20 protein-coding genes are annotated in these 25,297 nt (G+C 32.9%); 10 read left to right on the top strand and 10 right to left on the bottom strand.

The window, feature by feature from the left end; genetic code table 11:
* The first annotated feature begins 107 nt into the window (after positions 1–107).
* Positions 108–602 carry a metallophosphoesterase family protein gene (locus ACWNT5_RS07805; RefSeq protein ID WP_456517031.1) on the top strand — a complete coding sequence of 165 codons (495 nt, stop codon included), beginning with the start codon at positions 108–110 and terminating at the stop codon, positions 600–602.
* Between the two features lie 58 nt (positions 603–660).
* On the opposite strand, the gene ACWNT5_RS07800 is transcribed toward ACWNT5_RS07805, so the two are convergent.
* Complete coding sequence (locus ACWNT5_RS07800; protein ID WP_299608274.1) at positions 661–1,071, bottom strand: DUF4293 domain-containing protein; 411 nt, start codon at positions 1,069–1,071, stop codon at positions 661–663.
* A gap of 202 nt (positions 1,072–1,273) precedes the next feature.
* On the opposite strand from ACWNT5_RS07800, the gene rho reads away from it, so the two are divergent.
* The 3 genes from rho to ACWNT5_RS07785 all read left to right on the top strand — a co-directional run bounded on the left by rho (position 1,274) and on the right by ACWNT5_RS07785 (position 5,856).
* Positions 1,274–2,953 carry a transcription termination factor Rho gene (gene rho, locus ACWNT5_RS07795; RefSeq protein WP_456517030.1) on the top strand — a complete coding sequence of 560 codons (1,680 nt, stop codon included), beginning with the start codon at positions 1,274–1,276 and terminating at the stop codon, positions 2,951–2,953.
* 163 nt (positions 2,954–3,116) lie between these two features.
* Positions 3,117–3,785, top strand: a complete 669-nt coding sequence (msrA, locus tag ACWNT5_RS07790; protein ID WP_299608279.1) for a peptide-methionine (S)-S-oxide reductase MsrA — start codon at positions 3,117–3,119, stop codon at positions 3,783–3,785.
* Between the two features lie 898 nt (positions 3,786–4,683).
* Positions 4,684–5,856 (top strand): SH3 domain-containing protein, encoded by a 1,173-nt coding sequence (locus ACWNT5_RS07785; protein ID WP_299608281.1) that lies wholly within the window; start codon positions 4,684–4,686, stop codon positions 5,854–5,856.
* Between the two features lie 245 nt (positions 5,857–6,101).
* On the opposite strand, the gene ACWNT5_RS07780 is transcribed toward ACWNT5_RS07785, so the two are convergent.
* From ACWNT5_RS07780 to ACWNT5_RS07760, 5 genes are all read right to left on the bottom strand, one after another.
* On the bottom strand, positions 6,102–6,980 hold the full coding sequence (locus tag ACWNT5_RS07780; protein ID WP_456517029.1) for a bifunctional 5,10-methylenetetrahydrofolate dehydrogenase/5,10-methenyltetrahydrofolate cyclohydrolase: 879 nt from the start codon (positions 6,978–6,980) through the stop codon (positions 6,102–6,104).
* 46 nt (positions 6,981–7,026) lie between these two features.
* Positions 7,027–8,355 (bottom strand): signal recognition particle protein, encoded by a 1,329-nt coding sequence (gene ffh, locus ACWNT5_RS07775; protein WP_299608285.1) that lies wholly within the window; start codon positions 8,353–8,355, stop codon positions 7,027–7,029.
* A gap of 214 nt (positions 8,356–8,569) precedes the next feature.
* Entirely contained in the window at positions 8,570–10,753 is a 2,184-nt protein-coding gene (locus ACWNT5_RS07770; RefSeq protein WP_456517028.1) for a fasciclin domain-containing protein, read from the bottom strand.
* Positions 10,754–10,899: 146 nt separating this feature from the next.
* Positions 10,900–12,258: a fasciclin domain-containing protein gene (locus tag ACWNT5_RS07765; protein WP_299608290.1), complete on the bottom strand. Its 1,359-nt coding sequence runs from the start codon at positions 12,256–12,258 to the stop codon at positions 10,900–10,902.
* A 133-nt stretch (positions 12,259–12,391) separates the two neighbouring features.
* Complete coding sequence (locus tag ACWNT5_RS07760) at positions 12,392–13,039, bottom strand: hypothetical protein (RefSeq protein WP_456517027.1); 648 nt, start codon at positions 13,037–13,039, stop codon at positions 12,392–12,394.
* A 118-nt stretch (positions 13,040–13,157) separates the two neighbouring features.
* Between ACWNT5_RS07760 and ACWNT5_RS07755 the strand changes: the two genes are divergently transcribed.
* The 3 genes from ACWNT5_RS07755 to ACWNT5_RS07745 all read left to right on the top strand — a co-directional run bounded on the left by ACWNT5_RS07755 (position 13,158) and on the right by ACWNT5_RS07745 (position 17,133).
* Positions 13,158–13,673, top strand: a complete 516-nt coding sequence (locus tag ACWNT5_RS07755) for an RNA polymerase sigma factor (RefSeq protein ID WP_299608294.1) — start codon at positions 13,158–13,160, stop codon at positions 13,671–13,673.
* A 62-nt stretch (positions 13,674–13,735) separates the two neighbouring features.
* A complete protein-coding gene (locus ACWNT5_RS07750) occupies positions 13,736–14,641 on the top strand; it encodes a FecR family protein (protein ID WP_299608296.1) in 906 nt (301 codons plus the stop codon).
* Positions 14,638–17,133 carry a TonB-dependent receptor plug domain-containing protein gene (locus tag ACWNT5_RS07745; RefSeq protein ID WP_456517026.1) on the top strand — a complete coding sequence of 832 codons (2,496 nt, stop codon included), beginning with the start codon at positions 14,638–14,640 and terminating at the stop codon, positions 17,131–17,133. The genes ACWNT5_RS07750 and ACWNT5_RS07745 overlap by 4 nt, the downstream gene beginning before the upstream one ends.
* Here the strand turns inward: ACWNT5_RS07745 and ACWNT5_RS07740 are convergent.
* Positions 17,130–17,597 carry a GNAT family N-acetyltransferase gene (locus ACWNT5_RS07740; protein WP_299608301.1) on the bottom strand — a complete coding sequence of 156 codons (468 nt, stop codon included), beginning with the start codon at positions 17,595–17,597 and terminating at the stop codon, positions 17,130–17,132. The two genes, ACWNT5_RS07745 and ACWNT5_RS07740, sit on opposite strands and share 4 nt — an antisense overlap.
* Before the next feature lie 149 nt (positions 17,598–17,746).
* On the opposite strand from ACWNT5_RS07740, the gene ACWNT5_RS07735 reads away from it, so the two are divergent.
* Positions 17,747–19,735, top strand: a complete 1,989-nt coding sequence (locus ACWNT5_RS07735; protein WP_456517025.1) for an ATP-binding protein — start codon at positions 17,747–17,749, stop codon at positions 19,733–19,735.
* Positions 19,736–19,743: 8 nt separating this feature from the next.
* Here the strand turns inward: ACWNT5_RS07735 and argS are convergent, their stop codons facing one another.
* On the bottom strand, positions 19,744–21,522 hold the full coding sequence (gene argS, locus ACWNT5_RS07730; protein WP_456517024.1) for an arginine--tRNA ligase: 1,779 nt from the start codon (positions 21,520–21,522) through the stop codon (positions 19,744–19,746).
* Between the two features lie 148 nt (positions 21,523–21,670).
* On the opposite strand from argS, the gene ACWNT5_RS07725 reads away from it, so the two are divergent.
* Positions 21,671–23,125, top strand: a complete 1,455-nt coding sequence (locus ACWNT5_RS07725) for an SDR family oxidoreductase (protein ID WP_456517023.1) — start codon at positions 21,671–21,673, stop codon at positions 23,123–23,125.
* A 54-nt stretch (positions 23,126–23,179) separates the two neighbouring features.
* On the top strand, positions 23,180–23,806 hold the full coding sequence (locus tag ACWNT5_RS07720) for a chromophore lyase CpcT/CpeT (RefSeq protein WP_456517022.1): 627 nt from the start codon (positions 23,180–23,182) through the stop codon (positions 23,804–23,806).
* Positions 23,807–23,819: 13 nt separating this feature from the next.
* Here the strand turns inward: ACWNT5_RS07720 and ACWNT5_RS07715 are convergent, their stop codons facing one another.
* A complete protein-coding gene (locus ACWNT5_RS07715) occupies positions 23,820–24,230 on the bottom strand; it encodes an RrF2 family transcriptional regulator (RefSeq protein WP_299608311.1) in 411 nt (136 codons plus the stop codon).
* Between the two features lie 116 nt (positions 24,231–24,346).
* Positions 24,347–25,276: a citrulline utilization hydrolase CtlX gene (ctlX, locus tag ACWNT5_RS07710; protein WP_299608314.1), complete on the bottom strand. Its 930-nt coding sequence runs from the start codon at positions 25,274–25,276 to the stop codon at positions 24,347–24,349.
* Positions 25,277–25,297: the final 21 nt, after the last annotated feature.

The raw sequence follows: 25,297 nt of genomic DNA, 5'->3' as shown, positions 1-25,297 counted from the left end.
ATTTTTGTTTTTAATATGATGGCAAATATACTTCATATAAAAGAGATTAATTCTACGATCATATTTGCGATTATTTATATGATAATAAACCAAACCAATACATCAATTTGAAAAAAATACTTTTACTAAGTGACACTCATAGTTATATAGATGATCGGATCTTACACTATGTAGAACAAGCTGACGAAGTTTGGCATGCAGGAGACATAGGAGACTTAAGTGTAACGGATGCAATTGAAAATATAAAACCGCTTCGAGCGGTATATGGAAATATAGATAATGATAAAGCAAGAGTAAGCTTTCCTTTACATCAACGATTTCATTGCGAAAAAGTATCTGTATGGATTACTCATATTGGCGGCTATCCACCAAAATATAACAGCAATACCAGACAAGAAATAAAAAACAATCCTCCTGACTTATTTATATGTGGTCACTCTCATATATTAAAGGTAATTCCTGATAAAACAAACGGAGTATTGCACATGAATCCTGGAGCAGCGGGAAAACACGGCTTCCATAAAATAAGAACAATGTTGCGATTTACTATAGATCAGGATAAAATAGAAAATCTAGAAGTAATCGAACTTGGTAAAAAATAAGAACCCGAAGTTGGCATACTCCGGGTTCTAACGCACTAATACTACTAAGATTTTAGGTTTATCGTAATCGGTCTACTGATTTTACGAGATTTTCATCCTTTTTAATAGCCTTATTGGCTACCACTAATAAAACGATAGAAATAATAGGAAGTAACATCCCAATACCTTTCTCTGAAACCAATGTTTCTCCAGATAATGTTAGCGACCAATAAACAAATACTCCTAGTAAAATAAAGTTTAATAAGATATTGATTCGCCCCAAAACAAATTGAAGCTGTCTATTTTTAAACAAAAAAATACTCACCACTGCTAAAACCGCAGATCCAGCAAACATTCCTAACACCAAAAGATTATCTTTTGCTAATAATTCATTTTTATCTTGATCAAATCCGTAAGGTACTAATGTAGAAACTACACTAGCTATTAACGCTACTAATAGTAAGTATATGGATTGAATTCGTTGTATCATTACCCCTTCTTCTTTTGGAAAAGCAAAAATAAGAGTTTCTTTTTATAAATATGTGTAAAAAATCAAAAATAAAGTCGTATACTTGCATCACAAATGATGTAACCCATTCTTAATTAGGTTACTTACCTTCTTAATAAAATTTTCCTAGAATTCTTCTTTAGAAAATTTAACACCAGAACCTTAAATTATATAACAAACTTAAATGTTAGAGATTTCTGAATTAAAAGCGAAAAAGCTTCCTGAGCTACAGGAAATTGCGAAAAGTTTAAATGTGCCTAAATTTCGCAGCATGAAAAAATTAGACTTGGTATATCAAATATTAGATTACCAAGCGGCGAACCCTAATAAGGTAAAAGAGGTCATTACAGAAGATACTTCGGCTAAAACTGAAAAAGCTAAACCAAAACCTGCTGCGCGTCAAAAAAGACCACGCACAAAAAAAGCTCAAGCACCGAATACAGCTACTGCAAAAGAAGCAACAGGCGCTCAGGAAAAAAGCACTACTCCTAAAAAAGAAGCAAGAGACACAAATCAAAGCAACAAACAACCTGTTGTAAACAAAAAACCTCAGAAAAAGCAAGAGGACAAAAAACAAGAGGATAAAAAGGAAGAGCGAAAAGAAGAAAGAAAGGACAATAGAAACAGGAATAACGATAAATCCCAGAACAAAAACCGTAATAACAACAATAATAAAAAAGAAAATAACGGAAACAGGGATAATGGAAATAGAGATAACAGAAATCGCTATAAAGAACCCGATTATGAATTTGATGCAATTATTCAGAGTGAAGGAGTTCTGGACATCATGCAAGATGGATATGGTTTTTTAAGATCTAGTGATTACAACTACCTTTCTTCTCCTGATGATATTTACGTATCTCAATCTCAAATAAGACTTTTTGGATTAAAAACAGGAGATACCGTTTTAGGACAAGTAAGACCTCCAAAAGAAGGAGAAAAATATTTTCCTTTAATAAAAGTAAACAAAATCAATGGACTTGACCCGCAGGTAGTAAGAGATAGAGTATCTTTTGAACACCTTACTCCTCTTTTCCCTCAGGAGAAATTCAAAATTGCAGAGAAGCAAAGTACTATCTCTACAAGAATCATGGATTTATTCTCACCTATCGGAAAAGGACAACGTGGTATGATTGTATCACAACCTAAAACAGGTAAAACCATGTTACTAAAGGATGTTGCTAATGCAATCGCAGCAAATCACCCTGAAGTGTATCAAATGATATTACTGATTGATGAGCGCCCAGAGGAAGTAACAGACATGCAAAGAAATGTAAGAGGAGAAGTAATAGCCTCTACTTTTGATAAAGAAGCTCATGAACATGTCAAAATTGCCAATATCGTTCTAGAAAAAGCTAAGAGATTAGTAGAATGCGGCCATGATGTTGTCATATTATTAGACTCTATTACACGTCTTGCAAGAGCATATAACACAGTACAGCCTGCTTCTGGTAAAATTCTAAGTGGTGGTGTAGATGCTAATGCTTTGCACAAACCAAAACGATTCTTTGGAGCTGCCAGAAATATTGAGAATGGAGGATCATTAACAATCATTGCAACAGCTTTAACCGAAACCGGATCTAAAATGGATGAAGTTATTTTTGAAGAATTCAAAGGTACTGGTAATATGGAATTACAATTAGATCGTAAAATATCTAATAGAAGAATATTCCCTGCAATTGACCTCACCTCTTCTAGCACACGTCGAGATGACATCTTATTAGACGAAAGCACAATTCAAAGAATGTGGGTAATGAGAAAATATTTAGCAGACATGAATCCTGTCGAAGCGATGGAATTCATTAATGAGCGATTTAAACAAACGAGAAATAACGACGAATTTCTAATATCCATGAATGGATAAAAAATTCAATAAAACTTAAATAAAGAAGGCTATCGATATGATAGCCTTCTTTATTTACAACTTCTTTAAGACCTCATTACTCAGAATCTAATTAATTTTGCTACAAGTGCATCTTGAAAGGTTTCTTTCAAAACTCAGACTACTAATAGCAAAAACTATTATCATGAAGACATTATTATATAGCACACTCACTATTTCGATTTTACTTTTTGGCTGCCAAGGAACTAGTCAAACGAAAAATACACTAACAAATACAGAAACACAAAATATGACGCCTGTTCAAGTTGAACCAATAAATGGATTGGAACGAGCTTATTTTGCAAGTGGATGTTTTTGGTGTGTTGAAGCAATTTATGAAAGTGTAATTGGCGTAGAAGAGGTTATTTCTGGGTATTCCGGAGGACATACAGAAAACCCGACATATGAATCAAGTAATACAGGGCGGACCGGTCATGCAGAAGCTGTTGAAGTACTATACGACCCTAAAATAGTTTCGTTTTCTACCTTAGTAGATGTATATTTTGGATCACAAAATGTAACCCAAATAAACGGTCAAGGCCCTGATAGAGGTCCCCAATATCGATCCATTATATTTTATCAAAATGATACTCAAAAGGAAATTATTACAAAAAAGAAGGAGTTTTTAAGCAAAAGTATCAATAGAAAAATTGCTGCAGAAATCATGCCTTTTCAAAAATTTTGGAAAGCAGAAGAATACCATCAGGATTATGAAAAAAGAAACCCTTACAACAGGTATATTCAAAATATTTCCGTGCCTAGATTAAAACGTTTTCAGAAAAAATTCCCTGAATTAATAAAGAATACTCACTAAGCATATTCTAGTTGCACAACAACAAATTCTTCTGAATAAAAATCAAATTCTCACTAAAATCGTACACACAAAAAACCGTCAGCAATTTCTGACCATAGATAAATATGGCTAAAAATTATGCCAAATAAATTCCAAAATACCCCCAAGGTAAAACCATAATAGATAAAATGAAACACCACTTTTCAAGAATTCAAAAACAATTTTCGATTTTATAAAAACGAAGAGTAGAAAAAATATAACTATTTAATTATCAAAACAATAAATCTAATAAAAGTAAAATTCAATCTACTCAAATTTAAAAAAAAGCTATGCAAGCATAATTAATTATGTTAAAATATTGTGAAAATTTAAGTTTTTAACTTCATTCGCATCTTCGAAAAAACCTAAAAAATATTATCACGAACTAACAAAAAACACGAACCGACTTCAAGCCCAATAAAATCAATATAAATCAGATGTAATACACAAAAAAATCGTTGAAAAACACAAATTGAATAAAAAAAAAGTAAAACTTTATGTAAATAAAGTGAAAACTAGTTGCGTTTTTCAGATTAATAACTTACTTTTGTTTATAGTTTAATAGTTTTCATTTCAGGTGATTAATTAACAAGTTTAAACTTACACTATAAAAAAACATGTGTAAATCGCTTTAAATCAGGAACTTACAAGCTAAAACGTTCTTTAAAATTGGAAATATTTTTAACGAAACTATAAATCGTTAACAATTTCTAAATGTCAGAAAAATAAGTTTGGCATCTTTTTTGAGAACGCATTTTTGAACATGAATTTGAATAAATTTTTTAATATTATAGAGTAAACCCGAAAAAAAGCAATACAAAGATTATAGACCCTAATCTGCTTTATTTTTGAATTTTAATTATGTAAACACAGAAAGATTATGAAATCAATTTTTACATTTATTTTGTTATTGGTGATGACTTCTTCGACTTTCGCTCAGATAAAGTCATTAGACCGCTATTTAATGTCTACTGCAAAGTTAGAGTTAAGAACTGGACCTGGAGCGAATTTTGATATTATCGGTGAGATACCACAAGGAACTCAAGTATACGTTATTAGTTCTGGATATGGTGATTGGAGTACTGTACAATATAAGAATGGTAATGGATTCGTACTTACCAAGTTATTAGCAGAAGATAATAGTATTGCTGAAGCTGAAAGAGCTGCTAAAGCTGCAGAAGCTAAGAAAAGAGCTGCTAAAGCTGCCGCAGAAAAAGCAATTAGAGATGCTGAAGCTGCTAAAATAGCTGCTGCCGAAGCTGCGAGAAAAGCTATTGCAGAAGCTGAAAGATTACAAAGATTAGCAGAACAGGAAGCAACGGCTGCTGCCGCTGCCGCTGCTGCCGCTAATAAAAATAAGAGTGTGGCTGAGCAAAGAAGACTTGCAGAATTAGCTGAAACTCAGAAAGCATTAGAAGAAGCAAACAAAAGAACTCTTGGTTCTACTGAAACTGCTTATACACCTATAGAATCAAAAACATCTTCTAACGGAAGCAATGCAAGTTCTTCTAATAGAGCTGCCGCTGCTCCATCTAAAGCAGTAAGAGAAAATAAATTCTCAAGCTGGGAAAAGAAAACATACAAATCTGGAGCAACACCAAAATCCTTTAACTTTAAAGGTAAGTTCGAGTATAAGTTGGACAACTACCTTAAAATAGAAGTTGGTAAAAATACAGATGTTGTTGTAAAACTTGTGAAAATGGGTAAAACAGCAAAAGACGATGAAACAATCAGAATTGTATATATCAATAGTAATCAAACACAATACATAAGAAATATTCCTGAAGGTGAGTACTACTGTGTTATTGCTTATGGAAAAGATTGGAGAGAAGATCCAAATGCTCCTAAAGGAAGAGGACAAGGACAATTTACGAAGAATCCTCTATACGAAAAAGGTCAGGATATCTTAGATTACAACACAATCAAAACTCCTGAAGGAATGAATGTACCTTCATATAGTTTATCTCTTGACTTATTACCAAATGGAACACTTTATGGTAATGATGCAGAAGATCAAGACAACATTGACGCAAGTGCGTTCGGAAAATATTAAAAAACACACATAATTATAATTTATTATCACCAATAATAAATGTAAAAATAAAAGAGGTGCCATTTTTATGGCACCTCTTTTATTTTCCTTTCTGCTTAGTTCTCTACAAACTGGACTAAATAACAACTTTCTAAAACAACCTAATAAGCGGTATAAAAAAGCTCTAGTTCAATCGAACTAGAGCTTTTTTATTATGTAATGATGTTTCTATTTAATTTAAATACACCTAAACAATAAAAAGAAACTTATTTTCTATGTCTTTCTCTTGCTAACAAAGTGTTCTTAAGCAACATGGCTATTGTCATAGGTCCTACACCACCAGGAACAGGTGTAATATAAGAAGCTTTCTTACTTACATTTTCATAATCCACATCACCTACAATTCTATACCCTTTTTCTCTAGAATCATCCGCAACTCTGGTAATACCCACATCAATAATAACAGCATCATCTTTAACCATTTCTGCTTTTAAAAAGTTAGGAACCCCTAAAGCGGAGATCACAATATCAGCTTGAGAAATAATCTGAGTAATGTTTTTTGTATGGCTATGAGTAAGCGTAACTGTTGAATTACCAGGCCAACCCTTTCTACCCATTAAAATACTCATGGGTCTACCGACGATATGACTTCTTCCAATTACAACGGTATGCTTTCCTTTAGTATCTACATTATAACGTTCTAATAGCTCTAATATACCAAACGGTGTCGCTGGTATAAAAGTTGACATATCTAACGCCATTTTCCCAAAATTCATTGGATGAAAACCATCTACATCCTTATCAGGATCTACTGCCAAAAGCACTTTTTGAGTATCTATCTGAGGTGGTAATGGTAATTGAACTATAAATCCATCGATATCTGAGTTCTCATTTAACTCTTTAATCTTTGCTAGTAATTCTACCTCACTTGTAGTACTTGGCATTTTAACTAAAGTAGACTCAAATCCGATTTTTTCACAAGCTCTTACCTTGCTTCCTACATAAGTTAAACTCGCCCCATCGTTTCCAACCAAAACAGCTGCTAAATGTGGAACTTTTTCGCCGCGATCTTTCATCTTTTGAACTTCAGCAGCAATTTCGTTTTTTATATCGTTACTTATTTTTCTTCCGTCTAAAACTTCCATAGTAAGCCCCTACTCTATATTTAAAATTATTAATTGATTATAAAAGTTATCTCATCTTACCCATCATTTGCATCATACGCTTGCCGCCGCCGCCTTGCATCATCTTCATCATTTTACTCATTTGATCAAACTGTTTAAGTAGTTGATTTACCTGCTGAACTGAGGTGCCTGAACCTTTTCCAATACGTTTTTTTCTACTCGCATTAATAATTTGAGGTTTTGTACGCTCTTCAGGTGTCATGGAATGAATAATCGCTTCAATATGCTTAAATGCATCATCATCTATATCTACATTCTTCATCATTTTACCAGCTCCAGGAATCATCCCCACAAGATCTTTCATATTTCCCATCTTCTTTACTTGCTGGATTTGTTTTAAGAAATCATCGAAACCGAATTGATTTTTTGCAATTTTCTTTTGTAGCTTTCTTGCTTCCTCTTCATCAAATTGCTCCTGCGCTCTTTCCACTAAAGAAACTACGTCTCCCATCCCCAGTATACGATCCGCCATTCTGGAAGGATAGAACACATCGATAGCTTCCATCTTCTCACCAGTACCAATAAATTTTATCGGTTTATTTACAACAGATTTAATAGAAATAGCTGCTCCACCTCTGGTATCTCCATCAAGCTTCGTAAGGATTACTCCGTCAAAGTTCAATAAATCATTAAATGCTTTCGCAGTATTAACAGCATCCTGCCCAGTCATGGAATCTACTACAAATAATGTTTCATTTGGAGTAACGGCTTTATGAATATTTGCAATCTCGGTCATCATCACCTCATCTACAGCTAAACGACCTGCAGTATCAATTATAACTACATTAAATCCATTAGCTTTTGCATGAGCAACACCTGCTTTTGCGATAGCAACTGGATCAGAGTTACCTCTATCACTAAAAACCTCTACATTAATTTGTTCACCAACAACATGCAACTGGTCTATCGCTGCTGGTCTATAAACATCACAAGCCACTAAAAGTGGTTTCTTAGTTTTTTTATTCTTTAAATAATTCGCTAGCTTTCCAGAAAATGTTGTTTTACCAGAACCCTGTAAACCTGACATTAAGATGACAGAAGGATTTCCTGAGAGATTAACTCCAGCTACATCACCACCCATTAATTCAGTTAACTCATCTTTTACAAGTTTAACCATTAATTGACCAGGCTTAAGCGATTTAAGCACGTTTTGACCTAATGCTTTTTCCTTTACGGTTGCTGTAAAATCTTTAGCAATTTTATAATTAACATCAGCATCTACCAATGCTCTACGTACTTCTTTAAGTGTCTCAGCAACATTTACTTCAGTAATCTGACCGTGACCTTTTAAAATATGTAACGCTTTATCTAACTTATCACTTAAATTATCAAACATATACTTTATTCTGATTTTTCAACATCTACTTTTTTAGCAGAATGGTGCAAATTTAATGATTTGAAGTGTATTTATAAAAAATGGTTAAGATAGAATTCTACATCATCCTGCAATTAATATTAAAAAAAGAAAAAGCTATTAGAAAGACATTAAAAATTCTTTCTAATAGCTCCTTCAGACAATTATTTATGGCTAACTCAAATGTCTGTTTCTTTTAGTGCAATGCTGATGGAATTAAAACTTCATTAATTACATGTACAATTCCATTTGAAGCTTCTATATCTGCCAATAACACTTTAATGGACTCATTTAAAAACACCTCACCGTCAATCATTTCTATAGTTACTTCTTCTCCTTGTACGGTAGTTACAGTTTGACCAGCCAATAAGTCTTGGGCAGTAAACTTACCTGCTGCAACATGATATAACAAAACTTCTGTAAGAGCTTCTCCACTTGGAATCGCTTCTAAAGCAGCAAATGCATCATTAGTTGGAGCAAATACAGTAAAAGGTCCGTCTCCATTTAACGTATCAACAAGATCAGCTGCTTGTAATGCACCCACTAAAGTAGAAAGTTCTGGTGTACCTACAGCTATCTCTACAATTGATTGTAAATCAGCAGGAGGTAGTAAAACCCCATCTATAACATGAACAATACCATTAGAAGCTTCAACATCTGCAATTACAACTTTAATAGATCCATTTAAAAATACTTCTCCATCTATCATTTCTATAGTCACCTCATCTCCTTGCACTGTTGTAACTGTCTGACCAGCAATCAAATCTTCTGCCGTAAACTTACCTGCTGCAGCATGATACAAAAGAACCTCTGTAAGAGCTTCTCCACTTGGAATCGCTTCTAAAGCAGCAAATGCATCATTGGTCGGTGCAAATACTGTGAAAGGACCATCTCCATTTAACGTATCAACAAGATCAGCCGCTTGTAATGCACTTACTAACGTTGATAACTCTGGTGTGGCCACAGCTATCTCTACGATTGATTGTAAATTAGCAGGAGGTAGTAAAACCCCATCTATAACATGAACAATACCATTAGAAGCTTCAACATCTGCAATTACAACTTTAATAGACCCATTTAGAAACACTTCTCCATCTATCATTTCTATAGTTACCTCATCTCCTTGCACTGTTGTAACCGTCTGACCAGCTATTAAATCTTCTGCCGTAAACTTACCTGCTGCAACATGATATAAAAGAACTTCTGTAAGAGCTTCTCCACTAGGAATCGATTCTAAAGAGGCAAATGCATCATTGGTCGGTGCAAATACTGTGAAAGGTCCGTCTCCATTCAAAGTATCAACAAGATCAGCCTCTTGCAAAGCACCTACTAAAGTTGATAACTCTGGAGTGGCTACAGCAATCTCTACAATACTTGGTAGTGGCTGAAATGATGGCGGTATCAATACTGCATCTATAACCTGAATTACTCCATTAGATCCTCCGATGTTTGCAGAAAGTAATTTCACGGTATCATTGATTACTATTTCATTATTATCATCTAGACTAACTTTTACATTTTCTCCTTGTAATGTCTCAATCATTTCCTGTGCCAATAACTGTGGGGTATTTAATCTCCCAGTCGCTACATGATATAACAGTACTTGTTTTAAAACTTCTAATTCTGGAACCTCATCCAATGCAGCAAACGCTTCATCGGTTGGAGCGAAAACAGTGAACGGACCTTCTCCTGTTAGAGGCGCTACTAAATCAGTAGCTTGTAATGCTCCTACTAAAGAGGTGAATCTACCATCCTCAACAATTAACTCCACTATTGTTTTATCAGGGAAAATTGTTTTAATTAATTCCGCACTCCATTCTCCTCTACCAATACCATTCCCAAAAATTCTAAATCCTCCTTCTAAGTTACCTTCTTCATCTACTCTACCAATTCCAAAAATTAAATTCCTTCCGGGTGGATTTATGATTAGATAAACAATACCATCACTTATAATAGCTCCTCTAGTTCGTGCTCTTGAGCCATCTGGTAATACCAAGTTTCCTCTAACAATGGTAAAACTGGCATGATATAAAGTAAAATTTAAACGAAGTTCACCTTCAATATTAGTTCCTGCTCCAGCTCCGCTATTGATTGATGCAGAAAAATCATATACTCTTCTTTCTCTACTAATATCAAATAAAGAATTTTTAGACAAGCCAAAAGCTTCTTCTTCATTTTCAGGCTCTAGCAACTCACCATCAATTATATTTTGGGTCATTTCTTCTATTTCATCAAAGCTGATGATGTTTGATTCTTCAAATTCAATCAAACTTGGATCTGATTCATTTAACTGTTCATTATCTGTTTTACAAGAGATAAAAACATTGATTACGAAAAGGCACAACAAAGGCACCGATAATCTTTTGATTAACGTTTTCATAGGTTTTAATTTAAATTAGTTAATATTTAAAATGAGTGTGTAAAAAAGGGCATTTAGCTCTTAACTAATTGAAAAATCAATCTATAACTAAATGCCCTTAAAGAAGAATTTTTATTTTGGGGTAATCTTAAAAAGAGGGTTCTATCTTAATTTGTTGGAGCTGGGATCAAAACTTGATCAATCACATGTACCACTCCATTTGCGGCTTGCACATCCACTACGACAATATTACTAGCCGTTGTATTTCCTGATCCAGTAACACTCGGTGCGGAAGCATCAATAGTGACATCAATATCATTTAACATAGTAACAGGACCATCTACCAAATCAGTAGAGCGCACATTATTCTCTCCAACTACGTGATAATTTAAAATATTAGCCAAAACATTCTCATCCATTGGAACATCAATCGCTGCAAATGCATCATTAGTTGGTGCAAAAACTGTAAAAGGAGCTGGTGCTGTTCCATTTTCTGTACTTAAGGCAGCTACAAAATCTGTAGAAGGTGTTAGCGTTGTTAAAGCTTCTACGAGTGTAGAAAAAGTTGCATCTGCAGTAGCAAATGTTACTACAGTAGGTAAAGTAATTACCGACCCAACTTTGTGTATTACTCCATTAGATGCTACAATATCAGCTTCTGTAACCGTGGAAATCCCATTAAAGGAAACTCCGTTTTCCGTATTTATATAAATACTAAGATTGTTCATAGTACTTCCATAAGTAGCTAGAGTGTTATTATAACTTGTAGTAAGGGAAGAAGAAATATTTGTTCCCGCTATCACATGATTTAATAAAATTTGCTCGATAGTAGCTGCTGGAACACCAGAAATATCTCCTAAAGCAGTAAAAGCATCGTTATCTGGAGCTAATAATGTTAAATTACTATCTGCTCCACTAAGAACAGCTCCAAAGTCTGTTAAAAACCCAGTGGTAGTCGTTGCAACTGTAGCTAAGGTTGAAAAATTACTATCAGCTCCTACAAATGTAAGCATAGTAGGTAGTGGAATAACTTTATCTACTGCATGAATAATCCCATTGTCGGTCATTATATCAGCAGTTGTTACCGTAACATCACCATTAATAACTACTCCGTTAGATGTATTGATATACATACTAAGATTAGCACTACTATTGGACTCTGTTGCTAGATTACTCACATAGCCTGTAGAGAGACTAGAAGATGGAGCTCTAACATCTAAAACGTGATTTAATAGAATTTGTTCTAAAGTTTCAACTGGTACATCTTCTAAAGCTGCACCGTCTAAGAATTCAGTAAATGCTGCATTGTTTGGTGCAAATACTGTAAAATCTCCATTGCTATTTAACGTAACATCCAGATTTGTTCTTTCTAAAGCTGCAAGTAAAGAACTATAATCCGCATTGTCCGCAACGAAATCCGCGATGGTCATTGAAACAGGGATAAAAGTAGTATCATCATCGTCACTACAAGCAACGATCGAAATTAAGCATAATGCGAAAAAAGCCTTTTTGAAGTAATTTTTCATGTTATTGGTTTTTATTTTTAATTATTTGTTCGATGATGAAACAACTCGATTTCTAAAATTGCTACCTCAAAATATGATTTTAGCACTTTTTTAACTTTTTGTTTAACTTTTTAGTTAAAAAATTAAACATTTTTTATCCATCATTTTCTTCACATGATTGTTCAAACGCCTCAATACCAGAAAGTAAATCGGTATTATGTGCTACCTCTAAAAATTCTCCATTACTAAGAAGCAATTGAATAGGATAGTTAATAGATACTACGGTATTTTCATTCAAACTTCCCATAAATCCAAACACTTGAGCATCATGAAACACTTCTGTCGTCCCTAATATATTATTACCAGAATCAAATGTTGCAAACACAAAAGGATATACAAAATCAACACACTCGATATCCTCATCTTGTATTTCACAAGTATTCGCTAATGCATTTAAATCATTTTTATTTTCTATAGTTTCAACTACATGATTAGCTGTTGTAATTTTAATCGGAAATTGGATTTCTATATCATCTGAACTACTAAATTGATTATAATCCTCGATGGAATCGATTATCGTTGGCTGAGTATTAAGTATTATAGTATAAGGTAGGTTAATACTAAAACAATTTCCTCCATCTACGACGTCATCATATGAACCATCATGTGTAACAATATTTCTCATAAGACCTGCAAGTCGAGAATTCTGAGGAATAGTATTGTCAATAGTTGGATCTATAATCTCTTGTTCTTCTTCCTGACAGGAAATTAATACTAACCCGCAACCAAACAAGATTGTCAAAAAACATTTTCTTAAAACACGCATACTCTTTTCTTCTTTATATTCAACTAGTATAACAATTTCAAAGATGAAATTCCCACCAACTTTATATTTTTTTTACATTTGAAAAAAAATCAAAATGCCTAAATCCCTATTTAAGGATATTTGTGAGGAACGATTGTTTTCTGAACTTTTTACAAAACATTCTAAAAATCTTCATGATTTCATTTATTTCAAATACGGTTCGCAAGTCAATCCAAAAGATCAAGTTCAAGAAGCTTTTATGAAACTTTGGGATAACTGTGGTAATGTTACTGTAGACAAAGCCAAAAGCTTTTTATTTACTGTAGCTAATAATCTCACATTAAATCAGATAAAACATGACAAAGTAAAATTAAAATATAAATTATCTGAAAAAAAAGATCGCACCAATGAAAGTCCTGAATTCATTTTGGAAGAGAAAGAATACCTTTTAAAATATCAAAACGCTCTTTCTAATCTTACAGAAGCACAACGTGTTGCTTTTTTAATGAACAGAGTTGAGGGTAAAAAGCATAAAGAAATTGCTGAACTTTTAGGAATATCTAGAAAAGCCGTAGAAAAAAGAATTTATACTGCACTAGAAAAACTAAGAACAGAAATAGAGGGAATTTAAAAAAATTAAAAAGCAGGTAGGAATTTAGACCTACCAATTGTTATATAATTAAGAATCTTGTTATGAAAAAGGAAGATCTTATACAAAAGTGGTTGGACAACGAACAACTCACTAAGCAGGAATCAGAGGCGTTCAAAAAATTGGACGTCTATGATTCTTATGTAAAAATATCAGAGACCGCTAAAAAATTTAGTGCTCCAGAATTTGATGTGTCAGAGAATATGCAGAAAATGAATCAGCAATTAAAATCTAGAAATACAAATTCACCAAGTAAGAATTATTTGAAAGTAGTATTACGTATTGCAGCTGCTTTTGTAATTGGAATTGGATTATATTTTGCTTTCTCAAATGATTATAACACTAAAGTAGAAACATTAGCAAGCCAAAAAACCAAAATTAACTTACCCGACGAGTCAACCGTTAGATTAAATTCCACTTCTTTAGTAACATATGATGAAAAGAATTGGAATACTAAGCGAAAAATACATTTATCTGGCGAAGCTTATTTTAATGTTGCTCAAGGAAAAAAGTTTGACGTTGAAACTTCATTAGGAACAATTAGTGTCATAGGTACTCGGTTTAATGTAAAACAAAGAGAAAACTTATTAGAAGTAACCTGTTATGAAGGGGTTGTAAGTGTTACAATTAACAAAGAAACAAAGTATCTTAGAGAAAGAGATGCTGTTGTATATGACTCAAAAGGTATCAAACAATTAAAGGTTAATGATAAGGAACCAAAATGGTACTACAACAAAAGTTATTTTTTCAAAACTCCTTATTCCAGAGTTTTAAAAGAGTTAGAATGGCAATATGGGGTTGAAATTAAAACAAAAAATATCGATCCAAGTATAATATTTACAGGTAATTTTGTACATTCAGATATTGAATTAGCATTGAAATCAATTACGATTCCTATGCGTTTGAAATATGTGATTAATAACAAAACTGTAACTTTATTCAAAGAGTGATTCGACCCAAAATCCTCGTTTCTACTATTCTATTTTTTTTTATTCTTTTTACTAGTTATTGTCAAACTGAAAAAGAACTATATCCTCTTGTCTCTATTTTAAGAGATGTACAACAACAATTCGGATATGATTTCTCATATGTAAATGAGGAATTAGAGTATATATCTATTAACAAACCTCCGGAAACTTTATCTTTAGATGATGTGCTGTTATATTTAAGAGAAAACACACCATTTGAGTATGTTATACTACCTGACAATACGATAACGATTCAATTCATTCCTCAAAAGATATGTGGAATTTTATATGATATTGATCAAAAAGTTATAGCCAACGCTTCTGTTGTAAGTTCGGCAGATTCGGTTATCAGCAATTCTACTGGAAACTTTTCGCTTCAAATAGATTCTCCAAATGAAAAAATAACTATTAGTTTTTTAGGATATACACCCCTAACAATTTCGGCTTTTGATTTTATTAAACAACCTTGTAAAAAAATCCTTCTAACACCAAAATTTGAATATATCAATGAAATTGTGATTAACGATTATTTAATCAAGGGGATTGATAAACAATTAGACGGTTCAATACAGATCGATTATAATGATTTTGGAATTCTTCCCGGTCTTGTGGAACCTGATTTATTACAAACTATTCAGGCACTTCCAGGTGTCTTAAGTGTAAATGAAACTGTTTCTGATATTAATGTAAGAGGAGGAACAAATGATCAAAACCTTATTCTTTGGGATGGAATTAAAATGTATCAATCCAGTCATTTTTTCGGTCTCATATCTGCTTTTAATCCTTTTCTTACAAAGAATGTTCAAGTTTTTAAAAATGGTTCAAGTGCTGCATATGGTGATGGAGTATCTAGTGTGATTGCTATGAACACTTCTGATAAAGTTCATAAAGAATTAGATGCAAGTATCGGACTAAACCTAATTAGTGCCGACACTTACATTGATACGCCTATCGGCAAAAAATCTTCTGTTCAATTTGCCATTCGACATTCTATTAATGACATTATAGAAACACCTACTTATAATCAATATTTTGATAAAGCTTTTCAAAATTCTGAAGTGATTAGTAATGGTAATTCTGGACAAAGGTTTTCTTTTTATGATATAAGTCTTAGGTGGTTGTATCAATTATCCGATAAAGACCTAATAAAGATTAATGGACTCATTATGAGAAACAATTTAGTTTTCCAAGAAAACTCTTTTGATAACCAGATAGATATTTCTCGGGAAAGCAGTGCCCAACAAAATAATTTGGTTGGTGGTCTTTTATATCAAAGAAAATGGAGCGACGTATTCAAAACAGAACTACTTCTCTATGGAACAAATTATCGATTAGAAACCATCAACTCAGATATCCAAAATAATCAACGCCTACTTCAGGAAAATGACGTATTGGAAAACGGTTTAAAACTGAATACTGAATTAAAGGTAAACACCAATCTCAATTTTAAAAATGGATATCAATTTAATGAAACAGGTATTACCTATCTGCAAGACCTTAATAACCCTACATTTAGGAATCTGACAAAAGAAGTAATACGAACTCATAGTATCTTTTCAGAACTTGCATACCATTCTAAAGATGGATCTTTATATGGTAATTTAGGAGCTCGTCTTAATTATTTGGAAAAATTTGATACATATATTCTAGAACCAAGAATAAATTTTTATAAGAGATTTTCTAATCATTTTACGCTAGAGATCTTGGGCGAAATCAAAAGTCAATCGACCTCGCAAATCATTGACCTTCAAAATGACTTTTTGGGTATTGAAAACAGGAGATGGGTACTATCCAATGACAATAACATTCCTGTTTTAAAAAGCAACCAGATTTCAGTTGGGCTTAGTTATAATCATAATAACTGGCTAATATCTACAGATATATATCGCAAAGAAGTATCTGGTATCATTACCAGAAGCCAAGGGTTTCAGAATCAATTCGAATTTTCTGATGATCATGGTTCTTATGAGGTTTTGGGAGTAGATTTTTTGATTAATAAAAGGTTTAAAAATTTTAGTACCTGGCTTAGTTATTCTTATGCGGACAACACTTATTCTTTTAATAATCTTGTCCCATCTAATTTTGCTAATAATATAGATATAAGACACAACATTAACTTTGCCGCTGCTTATAATAGAAATAATCTCAAAATATCCGCAGGTATCAACTGGCACAGTGGAAAACCTAACACACTACCTGATTTCACAAACAATGATATGGGAGATACTATTACGTATGAAGCTCCAAATAGCTCAAGACTGAATAACTACATAAGAGTTGATTTATCTGCTACGTATAAGTTTAAAATTAACAATTACTTAAGTGGATTAACAGGAGTTTCTGTATGGAATGTTTTGGACCAAGAAAATACGTTTAATCAATACTATACGCTAAACGATACAAATCAGATTGAAGAAATACAGGAATTTGGACTCGGAACAACTCCAAATGCTTTTTTTCGTCTTAGTTTTTAAAGGTGTTTTATTCCACTATAACTCACTACATCATCACCTCCAGCAACTTTCTCAATGTTCTTAACAACTCTAAAACCATTTTTTTCGAAAAAAGCTTTTGTATTGAGATTTATTTGCGTCGAAAGCATTTCTACACCAGCATCTTTTGCAACTTCTTCTAATTTTTGATATAGTTTTTTTGCAATCCCTCTTCCCTGATAGTTTTGATGAACAAAAATATATTCAATATCTCCATTTTTGTTAAGAGTAAATGATCCTATTATTTCTCCATTAAGCTTGGCATTATAAATAAAATCATCTTTGAATTTTTGAATCCAATGGTTTTTATCCAATGCAAGACGGGAATATATTTTCACTTCGGCTTTAGTGAAAATTTTCGAACCATACATCGTTACTGTTTGATAAAACAGTCGTTGCATTAATGGTAAATCAGTATCGGTAGCTCTTGATATTAGGTAATTCATGAAATAAACAGAAGTGTTCTTCTAATCTTTTGGGGTAAAACGTCAGTCTCCATAAAAATAAGAAAAATGACTTAGGAATAAAATTTTTTGTTAAAAAAAATATAAAGTCCCCAAAAATATTGTAATTTTTAAGTGCCTTAAATCTTATTATGAAACCTACTACTTACTATCTAGCGTTTGTAGCGCTATTTCTGTATGCACATACCTATAGTCAACATCAAAAGTTGGATAGTATTGTGAATGCAACAAATTCTATCGCCGATTCTTCGAATATTGACCTAGCTGCTGATCTCATATATGATTTAAGCCTAAAGGAAAAGTTTGAAGAAGGTCTAAGATATTCCGACACTATCATAAGAATCTCTCAACAAATAAAATATGATAAAGGGGTTGGAAAGCTATATAATGAAAAAGCAAATATTTATAACCAAACCGATCAACTTTTTGAGGCTTTACGTTGTTATGATCAGGCCTTCTTATATTACGGAAGGGTAAATCATACTAGAGGATTAGCTATTACCCAAAATAACAAAGCCGTTATCGAACAAAGGCTTGGAAACGCAGAAAAAAGCTTGATTCATCTCCTAGAAGCTTATTCCTATTATGAGAAACTAAAAGATAGCCTAAAATTAGCTACCACTATCAACAACATCGGTAATGTATATGCCCATTTAAAGAACTTTGAGCCCGCTAAAAAATATTATAGACAATCATTAGAATTAAAAAAGAAAACAGGTTCGAATACCGTAGGCTCTACGCTTCACAACATAGCCATTATTTACATTAAAGAAAACAAATTAGATAGTGCTTTGTATTTTTCTAATGAATCCTTGGAGATGAATAAAAAGGAGAACTATAGCTACGGAATAGCTGAAAGTTATAGTGCATTAGGAAGAATATCATTTATCAAAAAAGACTATCAGAAAGCCAAAAAATATTATGAATCTGCTCTTTTTATTGGTGGTAAAGTTGCCTACAAAGAAAGGCTGATTAGAACGAAATTGTCCTTAGCCGAAATCGCTATTACTACAAAAAAGTTTGAAGAAGCGGAAAATTATATTTCTTCTGCCAAAGAAGAATCAGAAAAAATGAATTCTACTCCACTCCTTCTCAACTCTTATGACCTATATGCTGTTCTAGATTCTGCAAGAGGCGACTTTTTAAATGCATACAAATGGCAAAAACAGTACAAGGATTTGTATCAAAAACACACATTAAAAGAAACGACACAACAAATAGATATTGTAAAGAGTAGATTAGAAAATGAGAAAAAACAACAAGCTTCTCTAGATAAACAAAAAAGAGAAAAACAAGAAGCTAAAGAAGAACTATTTAAACAAAAAATCTACACATATCTTGCCATTGCTGCGTTTATAGTTGCTTTTATCTTCATCATAGGAATTATTAAGGCGCGTATCCAAAGAGCAAAATACATAAAAGAACTAAACCAATCGAACCAGGTAAAAAACAAATTATTCTCTATAGTCTCACATGATTTAAAAAATGAAATTCATGGTTTAGACAAAACTCTTAATTTATTAAAAGATGACGTTATTTCCGAAACCGAATTTAAAGAAATCATTCCTATCTTAGCTCATAGCACACATCAGACTTCAATACTATTAAACAACCTTTTAAATTGGTCGAAATCTCAAATGAAAGAGCTCAAAGCTACTCCAAAGGACTTTGACTTTACTGAAGTTATCAATGAAAAAATTGTCTTCTTTACTTCTCGTGCTTCTGAAAAAGGAGTAAAACTGATTAATAATATTACTGATTTCACCAAAGTATTTGCAGATAAAGATATGTGCACGATTGTAGCGCAAAATATCATCGCTAATGCGGTTAAGTTTTGCAAAGCTGGTGATTCTCTCACTATAAATAAAAAAGAGCAAAAGGACTCAGTAAGCATCTATTTCAAAGATACTGGCGTTGGAATACCAAAAGAAAACATCACAAAACTGTTTTCTGATATTACTTTAACCACCAAAGGAACAGATAATGAATCAGGAACAGGGTTAGGATTAAAAATATGTAATGAATTAATATTACTTAATCAAGGAACGTTAGAGGTAGAAAGTAAGCTTGGGCAAGGAAGTACGTTTTGTATTAGATTACCCAAGCACCATACATCATAGTTTCCCATTTACATGCGTTCCGGCACGTTTATTCCTAATAATCCAAACGCAGATTTAATGGTTTCTCCTACTGCTCCAGAAAGTTGTACTCTAAATATCTTTTCTTCTTCTGAATCAGCTCCAAAAATAGATATATTTTGAAAGAAGGAGTTGTACGCCTTTACCAAATCATAAGTATAATTTGCTATCACCGCTGGACTAAGATCCTTAGCCGCATTCTGAATAATTTCGGGATATACCTCTAATAATTTAACAAGTTCTTTCTCTCTGCTTGTTAGAGCTATATCACTAACTTCCTCTTTCCAATTAAAATCTGCTTTACGAAGAATCGCCTGAATCCTAGCATAGGTATATTGTATAAAAGGCCCTGTATTTCCTTGAAAATCAACCGACTCTGCTGGATCAAAAAGAATTCTTTTTTTAGGATCTACTTTTAAGATAAAATATTTTAATGCTCCTAAACCAATAGTTTTATAAACATTATTTTTTTCTTCTTCGCTATACCCATCTAATTTCCCTAATTCCTTAGAAATTTCACCTGCTGTTTCGGTCATTTCAACTATTAGATCATCCGCATCTACCACGGTACCTTCTCTACTTTTCATCTTACCGCTTGGTAAATCTACCATTCCGTAACTTAAATGATGTAAATTATCGGACCAATCATATCCTAATTTCTTAAGAATCAAAAAGAGAACTTTGAAATGATAATCTTGCTCATTTCCAACCGTGTAAATCATACCTCCAATATCTGGATTATCCTTTACTCGCTGGATTGCTGTACCTATGTCCTGAGTCATATACACGGCCGTACCATCACTTCTTAATACTAGTTTTTCATCGAGACCTTCATCGGTAAGATCACACCAAACAGAACCATCGTCTTTTTGAAAGAACACTCCTTTTGCTAGACCTTCTTCAATATTATCTTTACCAAGCAAATAGGTGTTACTTTCATAATAATAACTATCGAAGTCTACACCTAAAGCTTTATACGTTTGTTCGAAGCCATCATATACCCAATTATTCATGGTATTCCAAAGATCTACGACCTCTGTATCTCCAGCTTCCCACTTACGTAGCATTTCTTGGGCTTCAATTAATATTGGTGCTTCTTTTTTAGCTTCTTCTTCTGATTTTCCTTCATCTACTAGTGTAGCAATCTGATTTTTATATTCTTTATCAAATTTCACGTAATAATTCCCTACTAATTTATCACCTTTTAAACCAGTAGATTGTGGAGTCTCTCCATTACCAAATTTTTGCCATGCTACCATACTTTTACAAATATGAATTCCACGGTCGTTGATAATTTGTGTTTTATATACCTTTTTACCGCTAGCTTTTATAATTTCGGCTACTGCATATCCCAATAAGTTATTTCTGATATGTCCCAAATGCAAAGGTTTATTAGTATTTGGAGAAGAATATTCTACCATTACAGCTTTATCTCCTTCTTTTGGATTTAGGAAACCATAATTTTCTTTGTCTTTAACATCCTTAAAGAATTTTAGGTAATATGAATCTGCAATTACCAGATTCAAAAATCCTTTTACCACATTAAAAGAAGTAATATCTTCAACATTTTCGACAAGATATGCACCTATGGCCTCCCCTATTTGAACTGGGTTACCTTTTACCACACGAAGCATAGGAAAAACTACTACGGTTATATCTCCTTCAAACTCTTTCCTAGTTCCTTGCAATTCTACAGATTCTAAATCTGCGTTGTACAGTTTTTTTATGGCGGCTTTTACCTGTTCTGAAATGATTTGCTGTAATGTCATTTTATTAATTGTATTTGATCTCAAAATCAGGCTGCAAAGATAAAAGAAATATCAGGTTCTACCAGTTCTATCGATATCAATTCGTATCTTGTAATAAAAGAAAAAATACATTTTTAGTAATGCGCTAAGCAATTCCAAATCAAAAAAAATGCAAATATTACTTACTGGAGCCAATGGATATATTGGCATGAGGTTATTGCCCTTACTTTTAGATGCAGGTCACGACGTAATCTGTTGTGTAAGAGATAGAGATAGATTTTCTATTGATAAAGAAATGGCCGATAAGATTTCTATTGTTGAAATAGATTTTCTTGAGCGTCCAGATCCAAGCAAATTACCACACCAGATTGATGTAGCTTATTATCTTATCCATTCTATGAGCTCTTCTACCTCAGATTTTGATAAGAAAGAAGAAATCTCTGCTCAAAACTTTAACATTTTAGTCAAAAACACTAATATTAAACAGGTCATATATTTAAGTGGAATAGTTAATGAAAAAAACCTATCTAAGCATTTATGGTCTAGAAAAAATGTGGAAGAAACATTATATAAAGGCGATTTTAATTTAACAGTTTTACGTTCTGGAATCATTGTTGGCTCTGGAAGTTCTTCCTTTGAAATCATTCGAGATCTCTGTGAAAAACTCCCGATAATGATTACGCCAAAATGGGTAAACACAAAAACACATCCTATAGCTATCAGAGACGTCTTAAGCTTTATGACTGGCGTACTGGGAAATTCTGAATGCTATAACCAATCCTTTGACATTAGCGGCCCTAATGTTATTACATACAAACAGATGCTTCAATTATACGCTAAGGTTAGAGGTATTAAGCTATTTATTTTCACATTACCGGTGATGACTCCTAAGCTTTCTTCGTATTGGCTATATTTTGTAACTTCTACATCCTATAAGCTCGCACTAAATCTAGTAGATAGCATGAGTATTCCTGTGGTTGCTAATGATAAGCGATTACAAAAAATACTAGGTATAGAACCTATGACGTATACCAAAGCTCTAGAACTAGCATTTATAAAAATAGAGCAGAACCAGGTTGTATCAAGCTGGAAAGATTCTATGATAAGTGGTCGATTTAATCAGGATATTCAAAAATATGTTACGGTACCTAGAAAAGGGTGCCTAAAAGACAAAAAAAAGATAAAAATAAAAGATCCAGAACTTGTTATAGAAAGAATATGGGCAATTGGTGGCGAGACCGGTTGGTACTACGGTGATTGGATGTGGAAAATAAGAGGCCATATTGATAAGTTTTTTGGAGGAGTAGGATTACGAAGAGGTAGAACAAATCCTGATAAAATTAATTCGGGAGATGCCTTAGATTTTTGGAGAGTACTTGTAGCAGATAAAACCGAAAAACGTTTACTACTATTCGCAGAAATGAAAGTACCAGGAGAAGCCTGGTTAGAATTTGATATTGATCAAAACAACATACTTCATCAAACTGCTACTTTTAGGCCAAGAGGGATATGGGGACGATTGTATTGGTATGTTATGGTTCCTTTTCATTACTTTATTTTCGGCGGAATGATACGAAATATCTCTTCTCAAAACGCAATAAAACATAGACAAAAGGCAATTTAAGTCGATAAAATACGTTTTTTGTAATAAATATTAGTATTTTTGAAAAAAAGGCAAATGCGGAAATTACTCCCTTTTCTTATCACACTAATCTTCTTATGTAACTGCAACAGTAAAGTTATAAACGATCCTGAATTAGAAGATTTTGTACAGATATTAACAGGTAAGTTTTCTTCCAAAAAACAAGCTAAAGAAGAATCCGGGTATGCAGCAGTTTGCCTTATTAACTCCCCAATATGGAAAGATCAATCTGGCTATTGGTTCTATCAAGAACTGTTTAATGAAGAAAAAAGTACTGCGATTTATAACCAAAGAATTATTAACATTAAAAGAGTAGACAGTATTACCATAAGTAGTAGCAGCTATATAATCCCTAATCAAAAAAAATACATTAATGGTTGGAAAGACACGTCTCTTTTTAATCAGTTAACAATTGACAGTTTAACCGTTAGAGCAGGTTGTGACGTTTATTTTAAAAAAAAGACGTCGACCATATATCAAGGAAAAACCAGTAAAAACTCTTGCTCCAGTAGTTTTAGTAAAAAAATTAAATACACTACAAGTAATATTGTTATGAGCAGGAATAAAATATCTTCTTGGGATCGTGGATATGATAGCGAAGGAAAACAAGTTTGGGGTAAGATTGAAGGTCCTTATGATTTTATTAGAGTTATTGAAAATTAACAATTTATCCTTTTTATTCTATAAAATCATTTAAAGTCTTGTTTTCTAAAACTTTTAAGGTATTATCTCTTACCTCTATCATCAGTTTATGAACTGTACAAGCATCTTCATCTGGACAATCATCACATTTTTCGTAGAAATTTAAGCTCACACATGGTAGCATCGCGATAGGTCCTTCTAATACTCTAATGACAGCAGCCATTGAAATTTCTTTAGGCGGCTTAATTAAATAATATCCACCACCTTTCCCTTTTTTAGATCCTAGAATTCCATTTTTACGCAAGGTTAGTAATATACTTTCTAAAAACTTTTGCGAAATATTTTCACTTTTGGCTATTTCGGATATCAAAACCGGATGCTCACATTTTTTTCTTGCGATATAGGTCAAAGCTTTTAAACCATATTTTGTTTTTTTCGAGAGCATTTAATCATTTTTACAATACTCAAAAATAACTAAAAGATATTACATCACCTTTTTCTATATTCTTTTATGTTTTTTCTGGCAAACATGAATAGACAAGCCACTAAAGATAAGTTTCATTATTTTTCGGGCAGAAATACTTCAGCCATCATACAACGAGCACTTCCTCCACCTAATTTTTCGATAGTTTCCAAATTACTATGAAGGATTTCACAATGCTTTTCTATGGTTGTAATTTGATTTTGAGTTAGACTATGGAATGCAGCAGAAGACATCACTAAATATCTTTGCTCTTTTGCGCCAACAACTTGAAGCATATTTCCAGCAAACTGATTTACTTGTTCTTCAGTGATGTTTACAATTTCTTTTCCGTCGTCTTTCAGATGGTTTACTAAGTTTTTGCGTTCCTTTTTGTCATCTATACAATCTAGGCAAACTACTGCAAAAGTCTCACCAATACCCATCATTACATTCGTATGATAAATAGCCAATCTTTCTCCTTCTACCGTCTGATACGCTGTAAAAATTACAGGAGTATACTCGAAGTCCTCACAAAACTCAATAAACAACTCTTCATCTGCTCGTGGAGATAAAGCACAATATGCTTTTCTATTTTCCCTATCCAATACAATACTTCCTGTACCTTCAAGAAAAACATCATCCTCTTCTGCAGAGGTATAATCAACAACATTTTTTATTTCAAAACCTTCATTCTCCACAGCATCTAAAATTTCAGGACGCCTTTCTCGACGTCTATTAACTGCAAACATTGGATATAAGCCAATATCTCCATTTTCATGAAAAGACACCCAATTATTTGGAAAAATAGAATCTGGAGTATCATTCTCCAGTTTATCTTCGACAACGATAACATTTACACCAACCGCTCTCAGTTTTCCAACAAAAGCATCGAATTCTTCTTGAGCATTCTTGTTAACATCTATCTTATCATCTGAGGTCTTCTGATAATAATTATTAACGGCTGTTTGTTCATTCATCCTAAATCTAACAGGACGAATCATTACTATAGTATTTGTAACTTGTTTCATCTTTTTACAAAAGTTGTTATA

The organism is Aquimarina sp. 433 (genome assembly GCF_054054605.1).
This window is presented reverse-complemented; position numbering and strand designations above follow the sequence as displayed.

Bases quoted from the DNA above. Each gene is read 5' to 3' on its own strand.
- ACWNT5_RS07800 (WP_299608274.1), bottom strand. From the start codon at position 1,071: ATGATACAACGAATTCAATCCATATACTTACTATTAGTAGCGTTAATA.
- rho (WP_456517030.1), top strand. From the start codon at position 1,274: ATGTTAGAGATTTCTGAATTAAAAGCGAAAAAGCTTCCTGAGCTACAG.
- msrA (WP_299608279.1), top strand. From the start codon at position 3,117: ATGAAGACATTATTATATAGCACACTCACTATTTCGATTTTACTTTTT.
- ACWNT5_RS07785 (WP_299608281.1), top strand. From the start codon at position 4,684: ATGAAATCAATTTTTACATTTATTTTGTTATTGGTGATGACTTCTTCG.
- ACWNT5_RS07780 (WP_456517029.1), bottom strand. From the start codon at position 6,980: ATGGAAGTTTTAGACGGAAGAAAAATAAGTAACGATATAAAAAACGAA.
- ffh (WP_299608285.1), bottom strand. From the start codon at position 8,355: ATGTTTGATAATTTAAGTGATAAGTTAGATAAAGCGTTACATATTTTA.
- ACWNT5_RS07770 (WP_456517028.1), bottom strand. From the start codon at position 10,753: ATGAAAACGTTAATCAAAAGATTATCGGTGCCTTTGTTGTGCCTTTTC.
- ACWNT5_RS07765 (WP_299608290.1), bottom strand. From the start codon at position 12,258: ATGAAAAATTACTTCAAAAAGGCTTTTTTCGCATTATGCTTAATTTCG.
- ACWNT5_RS07755 (WP_299608294.1), top strand. From the start codon at position 13,158: ATGCCTAAATCCCTATTTAAGGATATTTGTGAGGAACGATTGTTTTCT.
- ACWNT5_RS07750 (WP_299608296.1), top strand. From the start codon at position 13,736: ATGAAAAAGGAAGATCTTATACAAAAGTGGTTGGACAACGAACAACTC.
- ACWNT5_RS07740 (WP_299608301.1), bottom strand. From the start codon at position 17,597: ATGAATTACCTAATATCAAGAGCTACCGATACTGATTTACCATTAATG.
- ACWNT5_RS07735 (WP_456517025.1), top strand. From the start codon at position 17,747: ATGAAACCTACTACTTACTATCTAGCGTTTGTAGCGCTATTTCTGTAT.
- argS (WP_456517024.1), bottom strand. From the start codon at position 21,522: ATGACATTACAGCAAATCATTTCAGAACAGGTAAAAGCCGCCATAAAA.
- ACWNT5_RS07725 (WP_456517023.1), top strand. From the start codon at position 21,671: ATGCAAATATTACTTACTGGAGCCAATGGATATATTGGCATGAGGTTA.
- ACWNT5_RS07720 (WP_456517022.1), top strand. From the start codon at position 23,180: ATGCGGAAATTACTCCCTTTTCTTATCACACTAATCTTCTTATGTAAC.
- ACWNT5_RS07715 (WP_299608311.1), bottom strand. From the start codon at position 24,230: ATGCTCTCGAAAAAAACAAAATATGGTTTAAAAGCTTTGACCTATATC.
- ctlX (WP_299608314.1), bottom strand. From the start codon at position 25,276: ATGAAACAAGTTACAAATACTATAGTAATGATTCGTCCTGTTAGATTT.